The 14,713-nt window shown below is 57.6% G+C and carries 14 protein-coding genes and 1 tRNA gene; 9 read left to right on the forward strand and 6 right to left on the reverse strand.

Features of this window, described 5'->3' with window-relative positions; translation table 11 throughout:
- Genes TRM7557_RS19280 through TRM7557_RS19295 form a run of 4 tightly spaced genes read left to right on the forward strand, consistent with a single transcriptional unit; the run spans position 1 to position 3,603 of the window.
- Entirely contained in the window at positions 1-564 is a 564-nt protein-coding gene (locus TRM7557_RS19280; RefSeq protein WP_058291857.1) for a hypothetical protein, read from the forward strand.
- Positions 557-1,270: an ABC transporter ATP-binding protein gene (locus TRM7557_RS19285; RefSeq protein ID WP_058291858.1), complete on the forward strand. Its 714-nt coding sequence runs from the start codon at positions 557-559 to the stop codon at positions 1,268-1,270. The genes TRM7557_RS19280 and TRM7557_RS19285 overlap by 8 nt, the downstream gene beginning before the upstream one ends.
- A gap of 3 nt (positions 1,271-1,273) precedes the next feature.
- Complete coding sequence (locus TRM7557_RS19290) at positions 1,274-2,284, forward strand: branched-chain amino acid ABC transporter permease (RefSeq protein ID WP_058291859.1); 1,011 nt, start codon at positions 1,274-1,276, stop codon at positions 2,282-2,284.
- Positions 2,281-3,603 carry a branched-chain amino acid ABC transporter permease gene (locus TRM7557_RS19295; RefSeq protein WP_058291860.1) on the forward strand — a complete coding sequence of 441 codons (1,323 nt, stop codon included), beginning with the start codon at positions 2,281-2,283 and terminating at the stop codon, positions 3,601-3,603. The genes TRM7557_RS19290 and TRM7557_RS19295 overlap by 4 nt, the downstream gene beginning before the upstream one ends.
- A gap of 99 nt (positions 3,604-3,702) precedes the next feature.
- On the opposite strand, the gene TRM7557_RS19300 is transcribed toward TRM7557_RS19295, so the two are convergent.
- Positions 3,703-5,253 carry a helicase HerA-like domain-containing protein gene (locus TRM7557_RS19300; protein ID WP_058291905.1) on the reverse strand — a complete coding sequence of 517 codons (1,551 nt, stop codon included), beginning with the start codon at positions 5,251-5,253 and terminating at the stop codon, positions 3,703-3,705.
- Between the two features lie 640 nt (positions 5,254-5,893).
- Between TRM7557_RS19300 and TRM7557_RS19305 the strand changes: the two genes are divergently transcribed.
- Positions 5,894-6,475: an invasion associated locus B family protein gene (locus TRM7557_RS19305; RefSeq protein ID WP_058291861.1), complete on the forward strand. Its 582-nt coding sequence runs from the start codon at positions 5,894-5,896 to the stop codon at positions 6,473-6,475.
- 81 nt (positions 6,476-6,556) lie between these two features.
- On the opposite strand, the gene TRM7557_RS19310 is transcribed toward TRM7557_RS19305, so the two are convergent.
- Genes TRM7557_RS19310 through TRM7557_RS19325 form a run of 4 tightly spaced genes read right to left on the reverse strand, consistent with a single transcriptional unit; the run spans position 6,557 to position 10,845 of the window.
- Positions 6,557-7,765, reverse strand: a complete 1,209-nt coding sequence (locus tag TRM7557_RS19310; protein ID WP_058291862.1) for a beta-ketoacyl-[acyl-carrier-protein] synthase family protein — start codon at positions 7,763-7,765, stop codon at positions 6,557-6,559.
- 23 nt (positions 7,766-7,788) lie between these two features.
- On the reverse strand, positions 7,789-8,046 hold the full coding sequence (locus TRM7557_RS19315) for an acyl carrier protein (RefSeq protein ID WP_058291863.1): 258 nt from the start codon (positions 8,044-8,046) through the stop codon (positions 7,789-7,791).
- A 55-nt stretch (positions 8,047-8,101) separates the two neighbouring features.
- Positions 8,102-9,175, reverse strand: a complete 1,074-nt coding sequence (lpxD, locus tag TRM7557_RS19320) for a UDP-3-O-(3-hydroxymyristoyl)glucosamine N-acyltransferase (protein ID WP_058291864.1) — start codon at positions 9,173-9,175, stop codon at positions 8,102-8,104.
- Between the two features lie 38 nt (positions 9,176-9,213).
- On the reverse strand, positions 9,214-10,845 hold the full coding sequence (locus TRM7557_RS19325) for a L,D-transpeptidase family protein (RefSeq protein WP_110590818.1): 1,632 nt from the start codon (positions 10,843-10,845) through the stop codon (positions 9,214-9,216).
- Between the two features lie 360 nt (positions 10,846-11,205).
- Here TRM7557_RS19325 and TRM7557_RS19330 point away from each other — a divergent pair, with 360 nt between their 5' ends.
- Positions 11,206-11,772 (forward strand): YcbK family protein, encoded by a 567-nt coding sequence (locus TRM7557_RS19330; protein ID WP_058291866.1) that lies wholly within the window; start codon positions 11,206-11,208, stop codon positions 11,770-11,772.
- 165 nt (positions 11,773-11,937) lie between these two features.
- Positions 11,938-12,014, forward strand: a tRNA-Arg gene (locus tag TRM7557_RS19335).
- Between the two features lie 50 nt (positions 12,015-12,064).
- On the opposite strand, the gene TRM7557_RS19340 is transcribed toward TRM7557_RS19335, so the two are convergent.
- The gene (locus TRM7557_RS19340; RefSeq protein ID WP_058291906.1) at positions 12,065-12,808 is read right to left on the reverse strand and encodes an enoyl-CoA hydratase/isomerase family protein; all 744 of its coding nucleotides are present in this window, start codon (positions 12,806-12,808) and stop codon (positions 12,065-12,067) included.
- A 446-nt stretch (positions 12,809-13,254) separates the two neighbouring features.
- Here TRM7557_RS19340 and aroQ point away from each other — a divergent pair, with 446 nt between their 5' ends.
- Together aroQ and TRM7557_RS19350 are read left to right on the forward strand one after the other, a co-directional pair.
- Positions 13,255-13,698, forward strand: a complete 444-nt coding sequence (gene aroQ, locus TRM7557_RS19345; RefSeq protein ID WP_058291867.1) for a type II 3-dehydroquinate dehydratase — start codon at positions 13,255-13,257, stop codon at positions 13,696-13,698.
- Between the two features lie 5 nt (positions 13,699-13,703).
- Complete coding sequence (locus TRM7557_RS19350) at positions 13,704-14,456, forward strand: helix-turn-helix transcriptional regulator (RefSeq protein ID WP_058291868.1); 753 nt, start codon at positions 13,704-13,706, stop codon at positions 14,454-14,456.
- The last annotated feature ends 257 nt before the right edge of the window (positions 14,457-14,713 follow it).

Below are 14,713 nucleotides of genomic sequence, written 5' to 3' on the forward strand. Positions count from 1 at the left end.
ATGACTACCCTGAAGTCCGCTATTGCAGCTGCTATGACGTTCTCAGCAGCGGCGACATCTCTTTTTGCGGATGATTTTTCCTGCCCGGCAACATTCCAAGGGGATGCAGCAACCTGCGAAACGCTGGCCCCTGGGTTGGGTATCTGCGATGTGCCCAGTACCTGGTTCCCGAATGATGTGGCCGAGGGCGACCTGCGGTCGTACCGCGTGATCGGCGGCTACGAGATGCACCTTGCAACGCTGGCCGCTGGCAGTGCTGCCGAGGTCGCAGAGATCCTGAAGGCGCAGGGTCAGGCCCGTGCAACGGAAGGCGAGGACAGCTTTCTAATGCACTGGGACCATGATGCCACCACGCAAGACTGTGGGGTCGTTTCCGTGGCATATCGCACGGTTCTTGAATCTGGACCCCGCGATGTGATCGCAACCGCCTACCCGACTGCCGATGGCTGGGTGGTCGCCAAATACGAAGGCTATGACCGGGTCTTCCCCTATGCACGGGGCAAGTACTGGAAAGACATCCACGGGCTTATGTCCAAAGTCCTATTTGAGGGGCGCTATGAGTGAACCATTTCTGATTGGCGATGCCATGACTGGAGGATACGGCAAGGGGCCGGATATCCTTCATGATTGCACCATCGCTGTAAATCCCGGCGAGATTGCCGTGATCGTGGGCCCCAATGGGGCCGGTAAATCCACGGCAATGAAGGCCACCTTTGGCATGTTGAACGTGCGGTCTGGCGCGGTGCGACTGGGTGGTGAGGACATCACCAACCTGACCCCGCAGCAGCGTGTGGTCAAAGGCATGGGTTTTGTGCCCCAGACCAGCAATATCTTCACCTCGATGACGGTGGAAGAAAATCTGGAGATGGGCGCCTTTATCCGCACGGATGATTACTCGGACACGATGGAGCAGATCTATGGCCTGTTCCCGATCCTGAAAGACAAGCGCAACCAACCGGCGGGCGAGCTGTCCGGTGGTCAGCGTCAGCAGGTGGCCGTGGGCCGCGCGTTGATGACCCAGCCCAAGGTTCTGCTGCTGGACGAACCCACTGCAGGCGTGTCGCCGATCGTCATGGATGAATTGTTCGACCGGATTATTGAGGTCTCTCGTACCGGTCTGCCGATCCTGATGGTGGAGCAGAACGCCAAGCAAGCGCTTGAAATCGCGGACAAAGGCTATGTCCTTGTTCAGGGCCGTAACGCACATACAGGCACCGGCAAAGAGCTGTTGGCCGACGAAGAAGTGCGCAAATCATTCCTGGGGGGTTAAGAGATGGATTTCCTTAATGCCCTCGTGGCACTTGCAAACTTTGTGCTGATCCCCGGCATCACCTATGGCAGCCAGCTGGCGCTGGGTGCGCTGGGTGTGACGCTGATCTATGGTATTCTGCGGTTCTCGAACTTTGCCCATGGCGACACCATGGCGTTTGGCACCATGGTGACCATTCTTGTGACCTGGGGCTTTCAGGCCATGGGGATCTCGGCGGGGCCGTTGCCCACTGCGCTTCTGGCCCTGCCCTTTGGCATTCTGGCCACCATGGCGCTGGTGCTGCTGACCGACAAAGCCGTCTATGGATTTTATCGCCACCAGAAAGCCAAACCGGTTGTGCTGGTGATGGTCTCGCTGGGCGTGATGTTCATGATGAACGGTCTTGTGCGTTTCATCATTGGCCCGGGCGATCAGCGTTTTGCCGATGGTGAGCGGTTCATCATGAAGGCCCGCGCCTTCAAACAGATGACCGGTCTGCGTGAAGGTCTGGCGATCAAGACCAGCCAGGGCATCACCGTGATCACTGCGATCATCGTTGTCGCGGCGCTGTTCTGGTTCCTGAACAAGACCCGCACCGGTAAATCCATGCGCGCCTATTCCGACAACGAAGATCTGGCGCTGCTGTCCGGCATCAATCCCGACCGCGTGGTCATGTACACATGGCTGATCGTGGCCGCGCTGGCGACCATTGCCGGCACGCTCTATGGTCTGGATAAATCCTTCAAACCCTTCACCTACTTCCAGCTGCTGCTGCCGATCTTTGCAGCCGCAATCGTTGGTGGTCTGGGCAACCCGCTTGGCGCGATTGCAGGCGGTTTTGTCATTGCCCTGAGCGAGGTCACAGTGACCTATGCCTGGAAGAAAGTGCTGAATTACACCATGCCCGATGGGCTCGAGCCCAGTGGCCTCGCACAGCTGATGAGCACCGATTACAAATTTGCGGTGTCCTTCACGATCCTTGTGATTGTGCTGCTGTTCAAACCCACCGGCATCTTCAAAGGAAAAGCGGTATGACGGAGACTGTCAAAACCGGGCTGCTGTTCGCAGCCGCCGCCCTCTTGATCGTGCTGGATGGCACGGTGAGTTTCGGCATCTTTTCAGGGTCTTGGAATTCGTCCCTGACCATTCTCAACATGGGTCTCATCTCGGCCATTATGGCGCTGGGTGTAAACCTGCAGTGGGGCTTTGCGGGGCTCTTTAATGTCGGCATCATGGGCTTTACGGCGCTGGGTGGTCTGGCTGTGGTTCTGACCGCAATGCCGGTGACCGAAGGCGCATGGTCCGCAGGTGGCTTCCGCATTGTGGGCGGCCTGATCTTTGGTGCGGCCACCATCGTGGCGGCTGTTCTTGCCTACACCAAACTGTCTGCAGGTCGCGCGCGCAGCTTCACTGTGCTGGCTATTCTCGTTGTTGGCTTCTTCGTCTATCGCGGGATCTTTGATCCGGGCGTTGCCGCCGTGGAAGAAATCAACCCGGCCCTGCAAGGCAATATCGGCGGTCTGGGCTTGCCGGTGCTGCTGGCCTGGCCTGTTGGGGGTCTGATCGCGGCCGGTGCGGCTTGGCTGATTGGCAAAACCGCGCTGGGTCTGCGCTCTGATTATTTGGCGATTGCCACCCTTGGCATTGCAGAAATCATTCTGGCAGTGCTGAAGAACGAAGACTGGTTGTCGCGCGGCGTGAAAAACGTGGTCGGCCTGCCCCGTCCGCTGCCGTATGAGGTTGATCTGCAAAAGGACGCAGACTTCATTGCCGGGGCAGCCTCCTGGGGGCTGGATGTCACCACCGCGTCGTCGCTCTATGTGAAAACCGGCTACGCGCTGATGTTCGCGGCTGTTCTGATCGTTCTGCTGGTCATGGCGCAGCTCGCACTCAAAAGCCCCTGGGGCCGAATGATGCGCGCGATCCGCGACAATGAGGTCGCGGCCGAAGCCATGGGCAAAAACGTCACCCAACGTCACCTGCAGATCTTCATCCTCGGCTCTGCCATCTGCGGCATCGCCGGTGCGATGATGACCACGCTGGACAGCCAGCTGACACCGGGCACCTATAACCCGCTGCGCTTCACCTTCCTGATCTGGGTGATGGTCATCGTTGGCGGGTCCGGCAATAACTTTGGCGCGGTGCTGGGCGGCCTGCTGGTCTGGTTCTTCTGGATCAAGGTGGAGCCGATGGGCCAGCTGCTGATGGAGCTTGTGACGTCTGGCATGGCAGACGGCAGCGCACTCAAAGCGCATCTTCTGGGCAGTGCTGCACATATGCGCCTCTTCATGATGGGCCTTGTTCTGCTCCTCATGCTGCGGTTCAGCCCACGTGGGCTTATCCCTGAAAAATAACAAAAAACGCCGCCTCTCTTCCCGAAAGGCGGCGTTTTCTTTTGGCCCAAAATACTCCCGCCGGAGGCAGCGGTTGCGCAACGCGCAGCCGCTTTTTCGTTAGCGTCCTTTGAACAACCCGCCCAGAATACCGCGCACAATTCGGCGTCCGGTGGTGCCTTTCAGTTCCTTGATAACCGCCTGAGACAGCGCAGACCCAAAAGTATCCGGCGACCGGCGGCTCATCCGGCGCGAAGACGACCGGCTGACGCGGCTGCCATTGTATCGCCGTGCCGCATTAAATTCGCGCGCCATGGGCTCCGGTGCCATCTCCGCTGCGTCTTCGGCCTGCGCAGCTTTGGCTGCGGCCGCCTCTGATCGTTTCTTCAAAATCTCATAGGCCGATGTCCGATCCAGGGCTTCGGCGTATTTCTGATGCAGCGACGAGGTAAGGATCACGCCCTCCCGTTCTGCCGCTGTGATCGGGCCCAGCTGGCTCGACGGGGGACGGATCAGGGTGCGTTCGACCACGCCGGGAACGCCTTTCTTCTGGAGCATCGACGTCACGGCCTCGCCGACGCCGACGTCGCGGATGGCGTCTTCCGTAGAAAAACGCGGGTTGTCGCGATAGGTCTCTGCCGCAAGGCGCAGTTTCTTGCGGTCTTTGGCGGTAAAGGCGCGCAGCGCATGTTGCACCCGATTGCCCAGCTGACCCAGAATATCTTCGGGAATATCATCCGGGCTTTGGGTGACAAAATAGACGCCAACCCCTTTGGACCGGATCAACCGCACCACCTGTTCGACCTTATCGACAAGGGCTTTTGGCGCGTCCTCAAACAGAAGATGTGCCTCGTCAAAGAAGAACACCAGCTTGGGTTTGTCGGGATCGCCAACCTCGGGCAGCTCTTCGAACAATTCGCTCAGCAGCCACAAGAGGAAGGTCGCATAGAGTTTCGGCGAGGCCATCAGCTTGTCGGCGGCCAGAATGTTCACCATCCCGCGGCCATCGTCCGCTGTGCGCATCAGGTCGTTCAGCGCCAGTGCGGGTTCGCCAAAAAAACCAGCGCCGCCCTGGTTTTCCAGAACCAAGAGCCTGCGTTGGATCGCGCCAATCGACGCGGTGGACACATTGCCATAGCGCAGCGACAGCTCTTTGCGGTTTTCGCCGACCCAGACCAATAGCGCCTGCAGGTCTTTCAGATCCAGCAGCGGCAGGCCGTCTTCATCGGCCAGTCGGAAGGCAATGTTCAGGATACCTTCCTGCGCTTCGCTCAGCTCCAGCAGGCGTGACAGCAGCAATGGTCCCATCTCTGCCACCGTGGTGCGGATTGGATGGCCCTGTTCGCCAAACAAATCCCAGAAGGTGACTGGGCAGTCATGATACGTGAATTCTTCAAAAAGAATTTTCTGCGCCCGCTCCATGAAGGGGGCGTGCAGCTTGGCACTGCTGGATCCGGGCATGGCAAGCCCCGACAGGTCGCCTTTGACGTCGGCCATGAAAACCGGCACGCCATTGTTCGAGAAGCTTTCGGCAAGGATCTGTAATGTCACGGTTTTACCGGTGCCGGTCGCGCCTGCGATCAGGCCGTGGCGATTGGCATATCTGAGCGAAAGCTCCTGCGCTTCGGAATAATCAGCACCGCCGCCGCCTATAAAAATCTTGTCAGTCATACAAATGCCGCTCCCGCTCGACTTATCCACATGACCATACATTTTTAACCCTTTCGTGCAAAAGTGATATTTGCCCGTTGATCCAAATGCGGTTGGGTTGACGGACATTTCCTCCCTGTCAGACTGGGCCGTGCCTTGTGCACGGCCTACTTTTTTCCAAACGCCGCCTGACTCGTGGCCTGTCCGGGCGTGTCATCTGTTCCGCAAATCTTCAATCGTCCTCTCCATCTGCGATATCGCGCCACTGGGCGCAGAATCTGGCACGTTTTATTAGACGAAGCCGGAGTTTGCCCCGTCACTCACTCAGGTTTGAAACTGTTGTCGTATTTTTTTGTCATTGGCTGTTGACCATTGGGATCTTGGACCGTAACGTCCTGATTAATAACTAAGTCGGCCAGTCCGGCGGGGAGAAGAAATTGAAAAAGGGGATCTGTCAGATCCTCTTTTTCATATTGTAGGAACGGGAACTTAGGCGGCAAAAATGGTCGCGGTTGCCGGTTCTGTTCCGCCGCCGCGCCGCAAGCGTTCCACCACGCTCCCCCCTCACATATCTTTGCAGCCTTTATGGACTGACATGCTGGATTGTGCGTGTTACACCGCAAACACGCAGTTATTGAGCAGACATAGAGAAGAGGCTTTTATGCTTAACTCCCTCACCAAAGTTTCCGCGATTGTCGCGTTGAGTGTTCTTTGGCAGCCCCTCGCGGCACAAGAAACATCTGAAGGCGAGGCCCCTGTTGCCGGTGGGTTGGACATGGGCCAGACGGTTCTGGGCCAGCTTTACATGAAGGAAAAGTCTGGCGACTGGCTTGTTGTCTGCACCAAGACAAATGCAGACGCAGACCCCTGTCATCTGTCGCAAACCCTGAATGATGCCGGCGGTCCGGTGGCCGAGATCAACCTCTATCGTCTTGAAGAAGGCAACCAGGCGGTTGCGGGCGCTCAGCTTCTTGCGCCGCTGGGCACCCTGCTGACCACTGGCGTCTCTTTCTCGGTCGATGGCGCACCGGGCAAGCGGTACAACTTCAGCCACTGTGAACCCGGCGGCTGTATCGCCAAGATCGGTCTGACCGATGGCGACATCGCCGCATTCAAACAGGGCACCGCAGCCACTGTTTCGCTGCGCCCAGCCGAAGCGCCGGCGCAGATTGTCAAAGTTCCTATGTCGCTGAAAGGCTTTACCGCCGGGTTTGACGGCCTGAAGCCGGTCCTGCCGAACTAACCCGCCCCCCGACGCAAAAGTTGTAGCGCCGCTTTGGGAAGGTCCAAAGCGGCGCTTTTTCATTGCGTGATCTTTGGCGTGTCAGATTTTGCGCAGCGCCAGAACCGCGTTCAGCCCACCAAAGGCAAAGGCGTTGGACAGAACCACATCCACTTTGGCGTCGCGCGCTTCATTTGGCACCACGTCGAGCGCACATTCCGGGTCGGGTTCTTCATAGCCAATGGTCGGGGCAATCACCCCATCGCGCAGGGCCATAATGCAGGCCAGCAATTCGACCGCGCCGGTGCCGCCGATCAAATGGCCGTGCATGGATTTTGTCGAAGAAATCATCAGCTGATCGGCATGTTGACCAAAGGAATCCGCCACTGCGGCGCATTCGGTTTTGTCATTGGCAGCCGTGCCCGTGCCATGGGCATTGATGTATCCCACGTCTTCCGGGTTTAGACGGGCATCTTTCAACGCGCCGGAAATGGCCCGCGCGGCGCCCTGTTTTGACGGCATGACAATGTCGGCTGCGTCAGAAGACATGGCAAAGCCGATGACTTCGCACAGAATTTCTGCGCCGCGTGCCTTGGCGTGTTCGTATTCTTCAAAGACAAAAATACCTGCGCCTTCGCCCTGAACCATGCCTTTGCGGTTGGCGCTGAACGGGCGGCAGGCGTCTTTGGACATGACCCGCAGGCCTTCCCAGGCTTTTACGCCGCCAAAACACAGCATTGATTCAGACCCGCCGGTGACCATTGCCGTGGCCATGCCTGTGCGCACCATCTGAAACGCCTGTGCCATCGCGTGGTTCGAGGACGCGCAGGCGGTGGAGACAGTAAAGCTTGGCCCCTTGAGGTTATGTTCCATTGACACATGGCTGGCGGCCGCATTGTTCATCAGCTTTGGCACAACAAAGGGATGCACGCGGTTTTTGCCGTCCTCATAGACAGACCGGTAATTGTCATCCCAGGTCGACACCCCGCCCCCGGCAGTGCCCAGCACCACACCGGTGGTGGTGGCCAGCTCGCCGTCGAATGCCAGGCCCGACTGCTGGATGGCTTCATCGGCAGCAAACAGGGTGAATTGGGTGAAGCGGTCATAAAGCGCCATCTGCTGGCGGTTAAAGCGACCTTCGGCTTCAAAATCGCGGACTTGGCCGCCGATCTTAATCGACAGCCGGTCGACGTCCTGAAACTCCAGCGCGCCAATGCCGCAGCGCCCTTCCTGCATCGAAGTCAGTGTTTCAGATACCGAATGGCCGAGCGCATTGATCGTGCCTGCGCCAGTGATCACAACACGTTTCATCATCTCTTCCCTTTGTGCGAAGGTCAGCCTTTTTCGGCGACCAGCTTTTCAATGCCTTGGATGATCGCGGCGACATTGGAAATGTCGAAATCGCTTTCTTCGGGCTCGTTGGCATTAAAGGGGATGGAGATGTCGAACTCTTCTTCGATGGCAAAGATGCTCTCGACCAGGCCAAGGCTGTCAATGCCAAGGCTTTCGAGCGTGCTGTCGAGGGTCACGTCGGATGGTTCAAGAACTGCCTGCTCCGCGATGATTGCGATGACCTTGTCCTGAATGCTCATGGCTGTCGTGCCCCTGATCTTGCTTTAGGTTACCAGTGATGTAATGCCTGTGGCACTATTTGAAAACAGCCTTTTTCAAGGCTTCGATATCCTTCATCAGGCGTGGCAGGCGACGCTGAGCTTTGTACATTTCGGTGTTGGTTTCCATCTTGACCGCAGGGTAGCCCATCATGACGCGACCTTTGGGGACATTGGACAGGATTTTGGTGCCGCCAGCAGCAATCACGCCATCTCCAATAAACAGATTGTCCGCGACGCCGACCTGACCGCCCAAAACAACATTATTGCCAATATCAACCGACCCCGAAACACCAGCTTGCCCACACAGCAGACAGTCTTGGCCGACGCGTGTGTTGTGGCCAATGTGGACCTGGTTGTCCAATTTGCTGCCCGAGCCAATCACGGTGTTGCGAATGGTGCCATTGTCGATGGTGACATTGGTGCCCAGCTCTACGTCGTTGCCGATGGTGACAGCGCCAAGCGAATGAATCCGCATCCAGCTTTGCGCCTTTGCATCGCCGCTGTCGCCCAATGTCTTGCGCACGTTTTCAACGCCCGAGACTTCGGGTGTGACATAAGAAAACCCGTCGCCGCCCACCTTGGCCCCGGGTTGGGCCCAGAACCGGTCACCGATCGTGGCGCGCGCGCCGATTGACACCATTTCGCGCAGGAAGGCCTGTTCGCCAAGGCGGACATCTGCGCCAATAAAACACTGCGGCCCAATCACCGACCCGGCGCCGATTTTGGCACCGCGGGACACCACGGCCAGCGGACCGATGCTCACGCCCTCGCCCAATTCGGCGGTGGGATCAATCACGGCTGAGGGGTGAATACCCGGCGCGAAATGCTGACCCGCATCAAGCATCCGGGTGATGCCGCCCATGGACATACGCGGGCGCGCGGCAAAGATAGCGGCCTCAAGGCCCATCTCTTGCCAGTCAGCCCCTTCCCACAAAAGGGCGACGCGGGCCTGACCCGCGCTCAGCTGTTCTGCGTATTTCGCCTGTGTTGCAATCGCAATTTGATCCGGGCCTGCGTCCTGCGGTTCGGCCGCGCTCAGGATTTCCAGATCAAGGTTGCCTGCGGCCTCTGCGCCGAGGGTTTCAGCAATTGCGCGAACAGTGAACATGGGGCCATTCCTCCTGATTGGGGATCTGGCCCCAGCCTTTAGCTTTGAAATCCAGGGAGCGCCACCCCTGCCCGTTCCAAAGCCTCCCAAACCTTGGCATCCCGACCATAGACATCGCGGCGGAACTGCGGCGTGCCGGTTTCGTCGATGAAGGCCGTGCGATAGATAATATGCACCGGCACGTTCTTTTCGAGGTTTACTTTGGTTTCACGACCAGAATTCAGCGTGCGGTCAAAAAACGCCTTTGGGTCCTCGGACTGTTTTGCCAAAAGCGCATAGGCAAATTCAAAGGGTTGCGCCAGACGGATGCAGCCGTGGGAATAGGCCCGCACTTCGCGCGAGAACAGGTTTTTGGCCGGCGTGTCGTGCAGGTAGATATTGTATTTGTTCGGGAACATGAACTTTACCAGACCCAGCGCGTTGCGAGAGCTTGGCGGTTGGCGCATGGCAAAGGGGAAGCTGCGTGCGGTGAACTGGGTAAAGTCCACGGCATCCCGGTTCACAACCCGACCCCGGTTGTCGGTGATCTCAATATAGCTGTGCGCGTGCGGGTTGTTCTTCAGCTTCGGCAGGTATTCCTTGGTCACGATCGAACGAGGCACGTACCAGCTCGGGTTGATGACCATGTGTTCCATGGTGTCCGAAAACTCGGGCGTGCGACGGTCCGAGGTGTGCTTGCCAATCACGGACCGGGTGACAAAGGTCACCTCGCCCTGATCCACGATCTTGGCAGTGAAATCGGTCTGGTTGACCAGCACGTGGCGCTCTCCGCGCTCTGGCGTCAGCCACCGTTCGCGCTCCATCGCGACCAGAACGGACTTCAGGCGGTCCTCCGCAGTGCGGTTGATTTCCCGGATCGTGCCGGTGCCTGCAACCCCGTCCACATTCAGACCATGGTCTTCCTGGAACTGGCGCACGGCGTCCTGTAGTTTGTCGTCAAATTCGTTGGACAGGCTGCGACCCAGATAGCCCATCGCCACCAAACGGTTGCGCAGCGCCACGACTTTGGCGCCCTTTGCGCCCACTTCCAGTTTGCTTTCCGGAACGCTTTGGCCCCAGCCGCCCGCGGTCATCGTGGCCTCAAGGCGCAGTTTTTCGCGCATCAGGGCGCGGTACTGCTGCGATTGCGGCACCAGTGACTGCATGTAGGCAAAGGGACGGTCGGTCTCCATCCCGGCGAGCAGCGCGGCACTGTCGATCTTGCGCTTTTTGCGCACCATGCCTTCGTCAATGCGGGACGGCACCAAAAGCCCGGTCTGAATGTCGCGTGCATAATCGACCAGCGCACGGCTCAGCGCCACTTCGACCTCGCCCAGATCGCGGGTCGACTGAACATTGCGCATCTGGTCCAGCAAGGCATTGGCCTGCGCTGTCATATCCGGCAGGCCATGATGCGCGGCTTCGCTCAGCGCTTGCAGCAAGGCAGAGCGTCGCTGCGCCGCGGCCGCATCCGCGCCGGTCCACAGTGGCTGGAACCCATTGCTGCGATAAAAGCCTGCAACCGCTTCGTCTTCCCACGCCATTTCGGCAATGGCCTGGCGGAAACCCGCCGAAGACACAGCCGCGCTGTCCTGCGCCGTCGCTGCGATTGGTGCCGTCAGACCCAGCGCAAGCGCAAGGCCGCCGATCTGCAAAAATTTCAGGTCTGGCAAAAGGCGTGTCATCGGCATTCTGTCAAAGGCTCCCAGTATCACATTCAGCAACGTCGTTTTTGTCTATTGTACAATAGTTAACTCTGCCCTGCGGCTGTCTATTCACATTCTCCTGAAGGCGCAATTCTTAGTTGACCGTGTTGAAGAACTGTCGCGCATGAAGCACTGAATGGACGCCAGTGTGCGGGGAAAAATGTATCTCTTTTCCCAATTTGCGCAAATTTCCGCCTATATTTCCACGCTCTGTCTTGGTTAACGAAGCTTTGCTTGGCAGAAAAAAAATGCTGTGGCATACCTACGACACGTAACAAAACGTGAAGAACCGTCCGGCAACGACCGGGCAACCAAAGACCTTAAGCGTACGGGACAGCGCTAAAAATGGCAGAAAAAACTACCGGCTTCAGCCGTCGAGCAATCCTTGGAGCGTTCGCTGCAACAGCAGTCGCAGCCGCGCCCACCTACTCCAACGCAGCTGGCTTCTTGCGCGGCAGCGGAGATATCCGTCGCATTCGCATGTATTCCGGTCGCACCGGCGAGCGGATCGACATGGTGTACTGGATCGACGGCAATTACATCAAAGACGCGCTAAAAGAAGTGAACTACTTCATGCGCGACTGGCGTCAGGACGCGGTCAAATCGATCGACACCCGCACGATCGACATTATGGCGGCCTCGCACAATCTTCTGGACATCAGCGAACCTTATCTGCTGCTGTCGGGCTATCGCAGCCCTGCAACCAATTCGGCCCTGCGCAACCGGTCCCGGGGTGTTGCGAAAAACTCGCTTCATATGCGCGGTCAGGCCGCTGACCTGCGACTGGCCACGCGGTCGGTGTCGCAGATGGCAAAAGCCGCGCAATCGTGCCGCGCAGGCGGCGTTGGCCGCTACTATGGTTCCAACTTTGTGCATATGGATTGCGGCGACGTTCGCACTTGGCGTGGTTAAGCGGCGCGGTTAAACCCAGCCCTCTTTTTCGAGCGGTCCCATGTTCGGCTTTGTCCCAGCCGATCAGCAGACCTGTCTTGAAATGAAACTGAGGGCTTTGGAAAGATTTACGATTTTCCCCATTGCAGAGGCGGATGCCCCCTAGTATACCGCCCCTCACGGAATGCACCTGTAGCTCAGCTGGATAGAGCGCTGCCCTCCGAAGGCAGAGGTCAGAGGTTCGAATCCTCTCAGGTGCGCCAACTCCCCTTACAACCAAATATGCATGCCGGTTTGGGTGATGTTGCGCGTATCAGGCGGTGTCCCGACGCCCTGTGTGATGCGGCAACCAGTGGTTTGCAATTTCCGGATCTTCCGACAACGAGGCAGCAATCCGTGCCAGGGCGTCCTGACGCAGTTCCATCTTGACCTGTGCATAGGACTCCGGGTGCAGGTTCGCCAGCTTCCGGGCCTCTTTCAGCGCATAGTCAATAAGATCCTCATAGTCATCGGCAATGACGTCAATGAACCCGGCATGGCGCCCCGAAATCGGGCCCAGACGTTGGCCGCCCAGCATCAGCCGACGTTGCGATTGCGGGTCCAGCGTTGCACGGGCGATTTCCATCAGCGTTACGGGATAGATCTGCCCGCGTGATACGTCAGACATTTCAAACGCCGCGCGCGCATGGGCCACACGTATGTCGCTGGCCAGCACAAAGAACATGCCCGCCTCCAACACTTCGCCGCGGGCGACGCAGACAACGGGCTTGGGGCAGGCAAACAGGGTCAGAAACGCCGCATTCAGCGCGCGCTCCAGCGCTTCGCTTGATGTGCTGTCCTGATGCCAGTCCTTGGATGTTGTGCCGGTCGAGAAGTCTTTGAACGGGCTGGTGAGCACAATGGATTTCACCTCAGGATCCTCTTCGAGGAGGCTGATCTGGCTTTGGAAATCCATCAGAAATTCAACCGAAAGCGTGTTCTGGGGCGCGTGGCCCAGTTTCAGTTCGACAACACCCTCGCCGTGCACGCGGCGGTTCAGCCATTGTTGTTGTTCCATTGGGATGCTCTCTTTCGGTTCTTCCTTATCGGCCATCAGGGTCGGCCATCAGGCGCGTCTTCGTCCTGTCCTTTTTCTGCCGTGAATCTTGTGATTGCGTTACGGTCCCCGGAGAAGGATCTGTCAATTTTAACGGTTTTGGGGATCCCGTAAGTGCGCTTACAACTTTAAGGGTTTAAACTGTCGCGAATTAGCGACAAATTGCTTGCGGTTTGGGGGCTTGCAGGCGAAAATCAGCCCGAACCTAGGGGCTAGCTTGTCAGAATACAGAGCCCTTTTGCTGGCACAGTTGATGCGCAGCGCCGTGGATATTTGATCAAGGCGTGCGCGGTTTACGTAACTCCCCGCTGAAGTTTGAAAAGCGGCGCGCCAGGATGGCCCGGCAAGCGAACGTTCACCTGGAAATACTATGAGCGCAGAACATATGCGCGTGAAGGAAGACGAATATGAAACAGGTTTTGGTGTTGAACGGCCCCAACTTGAATCTTTTGGGCACCCGCCAACCAGAGGTTTACGGGCATGAGACCCTGACGATGGTCGAAGACGCCTGTCGTGCACATGGTCAGTCCCTTGGGATCGAGGTCACGTGCCTGCAGTCAAACCACGAAGGCGCCCTGCTCGATGCCATCCACGCCGCCAAAGGGGTGCAGGACGGGCTGATTATCAATGCCGGTGCTTATACGCACACATCGATTGCCCTGATGGATGCCGTGTTCTCGGTCGAGATTCCGACCGTCGAGGTCCATATGTCCAATATCCATGCGCGGGAATCCTTCCGCCATGTGTCTTATCTCGCCAAGGCGGCGGTTGGTCAGATCTGCGGATTTGGCAGCAAGGGCTACCTTCTGGCGCTGGATGCGCTTGCGGATCAATTCCAGCAAAAGTCCTGAACATAATGGAATTGGAAGAGTATTTATTAAAGGTCACCCGCGCTGCCGATCTCGAAGCGCTGTGGCCATTGCATGTCCGTCAGATGTCCCGGTTTGGATTTACCCGGTTTATCTACGGCTACACCGTGTTCAAGACAGAAAATTCGCTCGGTGATCCGGATGATTTTGTCATCCTGAGCAACCACGACAAAGTGTATCTGGATGGGTTCATTGGCGAAGGCCTGTATATGGACGCGCCGATGATGCGGTGGACGTTGGACAACGAAGGGGCTGCCAGTTGGCGACTTGGGCACGAGGCCTATGCTGCGGGTCTTCTGACCGACGCGCAGGCCAATGTGCATGAATTCAATCAGCGCATGGGCGTGACCGCCGGGTATACCATCAGCTTCAACTCTCCGTCTCATCGCTTCAAGGGCGCGATTGCCATGGCCGCGCGCCATGGGATGACCCAGGCCCAGGTGGATGATCTCTGGCTGGAGCATGGCGATGTGCTGACCGTGATCAACAATGTGCTGCACCTGAAAATTCGGTCCCTGCCCTACAAGGCGCCCAACCGCTCTTTGACAAAACGTCAGCGCGAGGTGCTGCAATGGGTTGGCGATGGCAAGACCACGCAGGACATTGCCGTGCTTTTGGGTCTGACGCCCGCCACCATTGAAAAGCACCTTCGTCTCGCAAGAGAATCGCTTTGTGTTGAAACAACCGCGCAAGCTGTACTTAAGGCTGCTTTGCACAATCAGATGTATGTGCTCGAGTGAAACCTCGGAACGAACCCCCAGTCAGAGTCAGATTTGTTCCGTCAAACTGCAATTATTTCAGTCAATAAATTAAAAGGTATGGAAATCAGGACTGGCTCTGAAAAAGGAACTGATGCACATTAGCGTCGTTCCGTGAGTGGTGGCTTTAGCCTAGGAACTTTGAGAATGAGACCCCTGCAATATCAGGGCCCTGTTTTTCTCCTCCGGTGAGTGACGTGTATTTTTCAGCGTTGGTCACCGGAACCTGATATCCCCCT

The organism is Tritonibacter multivorans (assembly GCF_001458415.1).
Classification (GTDB): Bacteria; Pseudomonadota; Alphaproteobacteria; order Rhodobacterales; family Rhodobacteraceae; genus Epibacterium; species Epibacterium multivorans.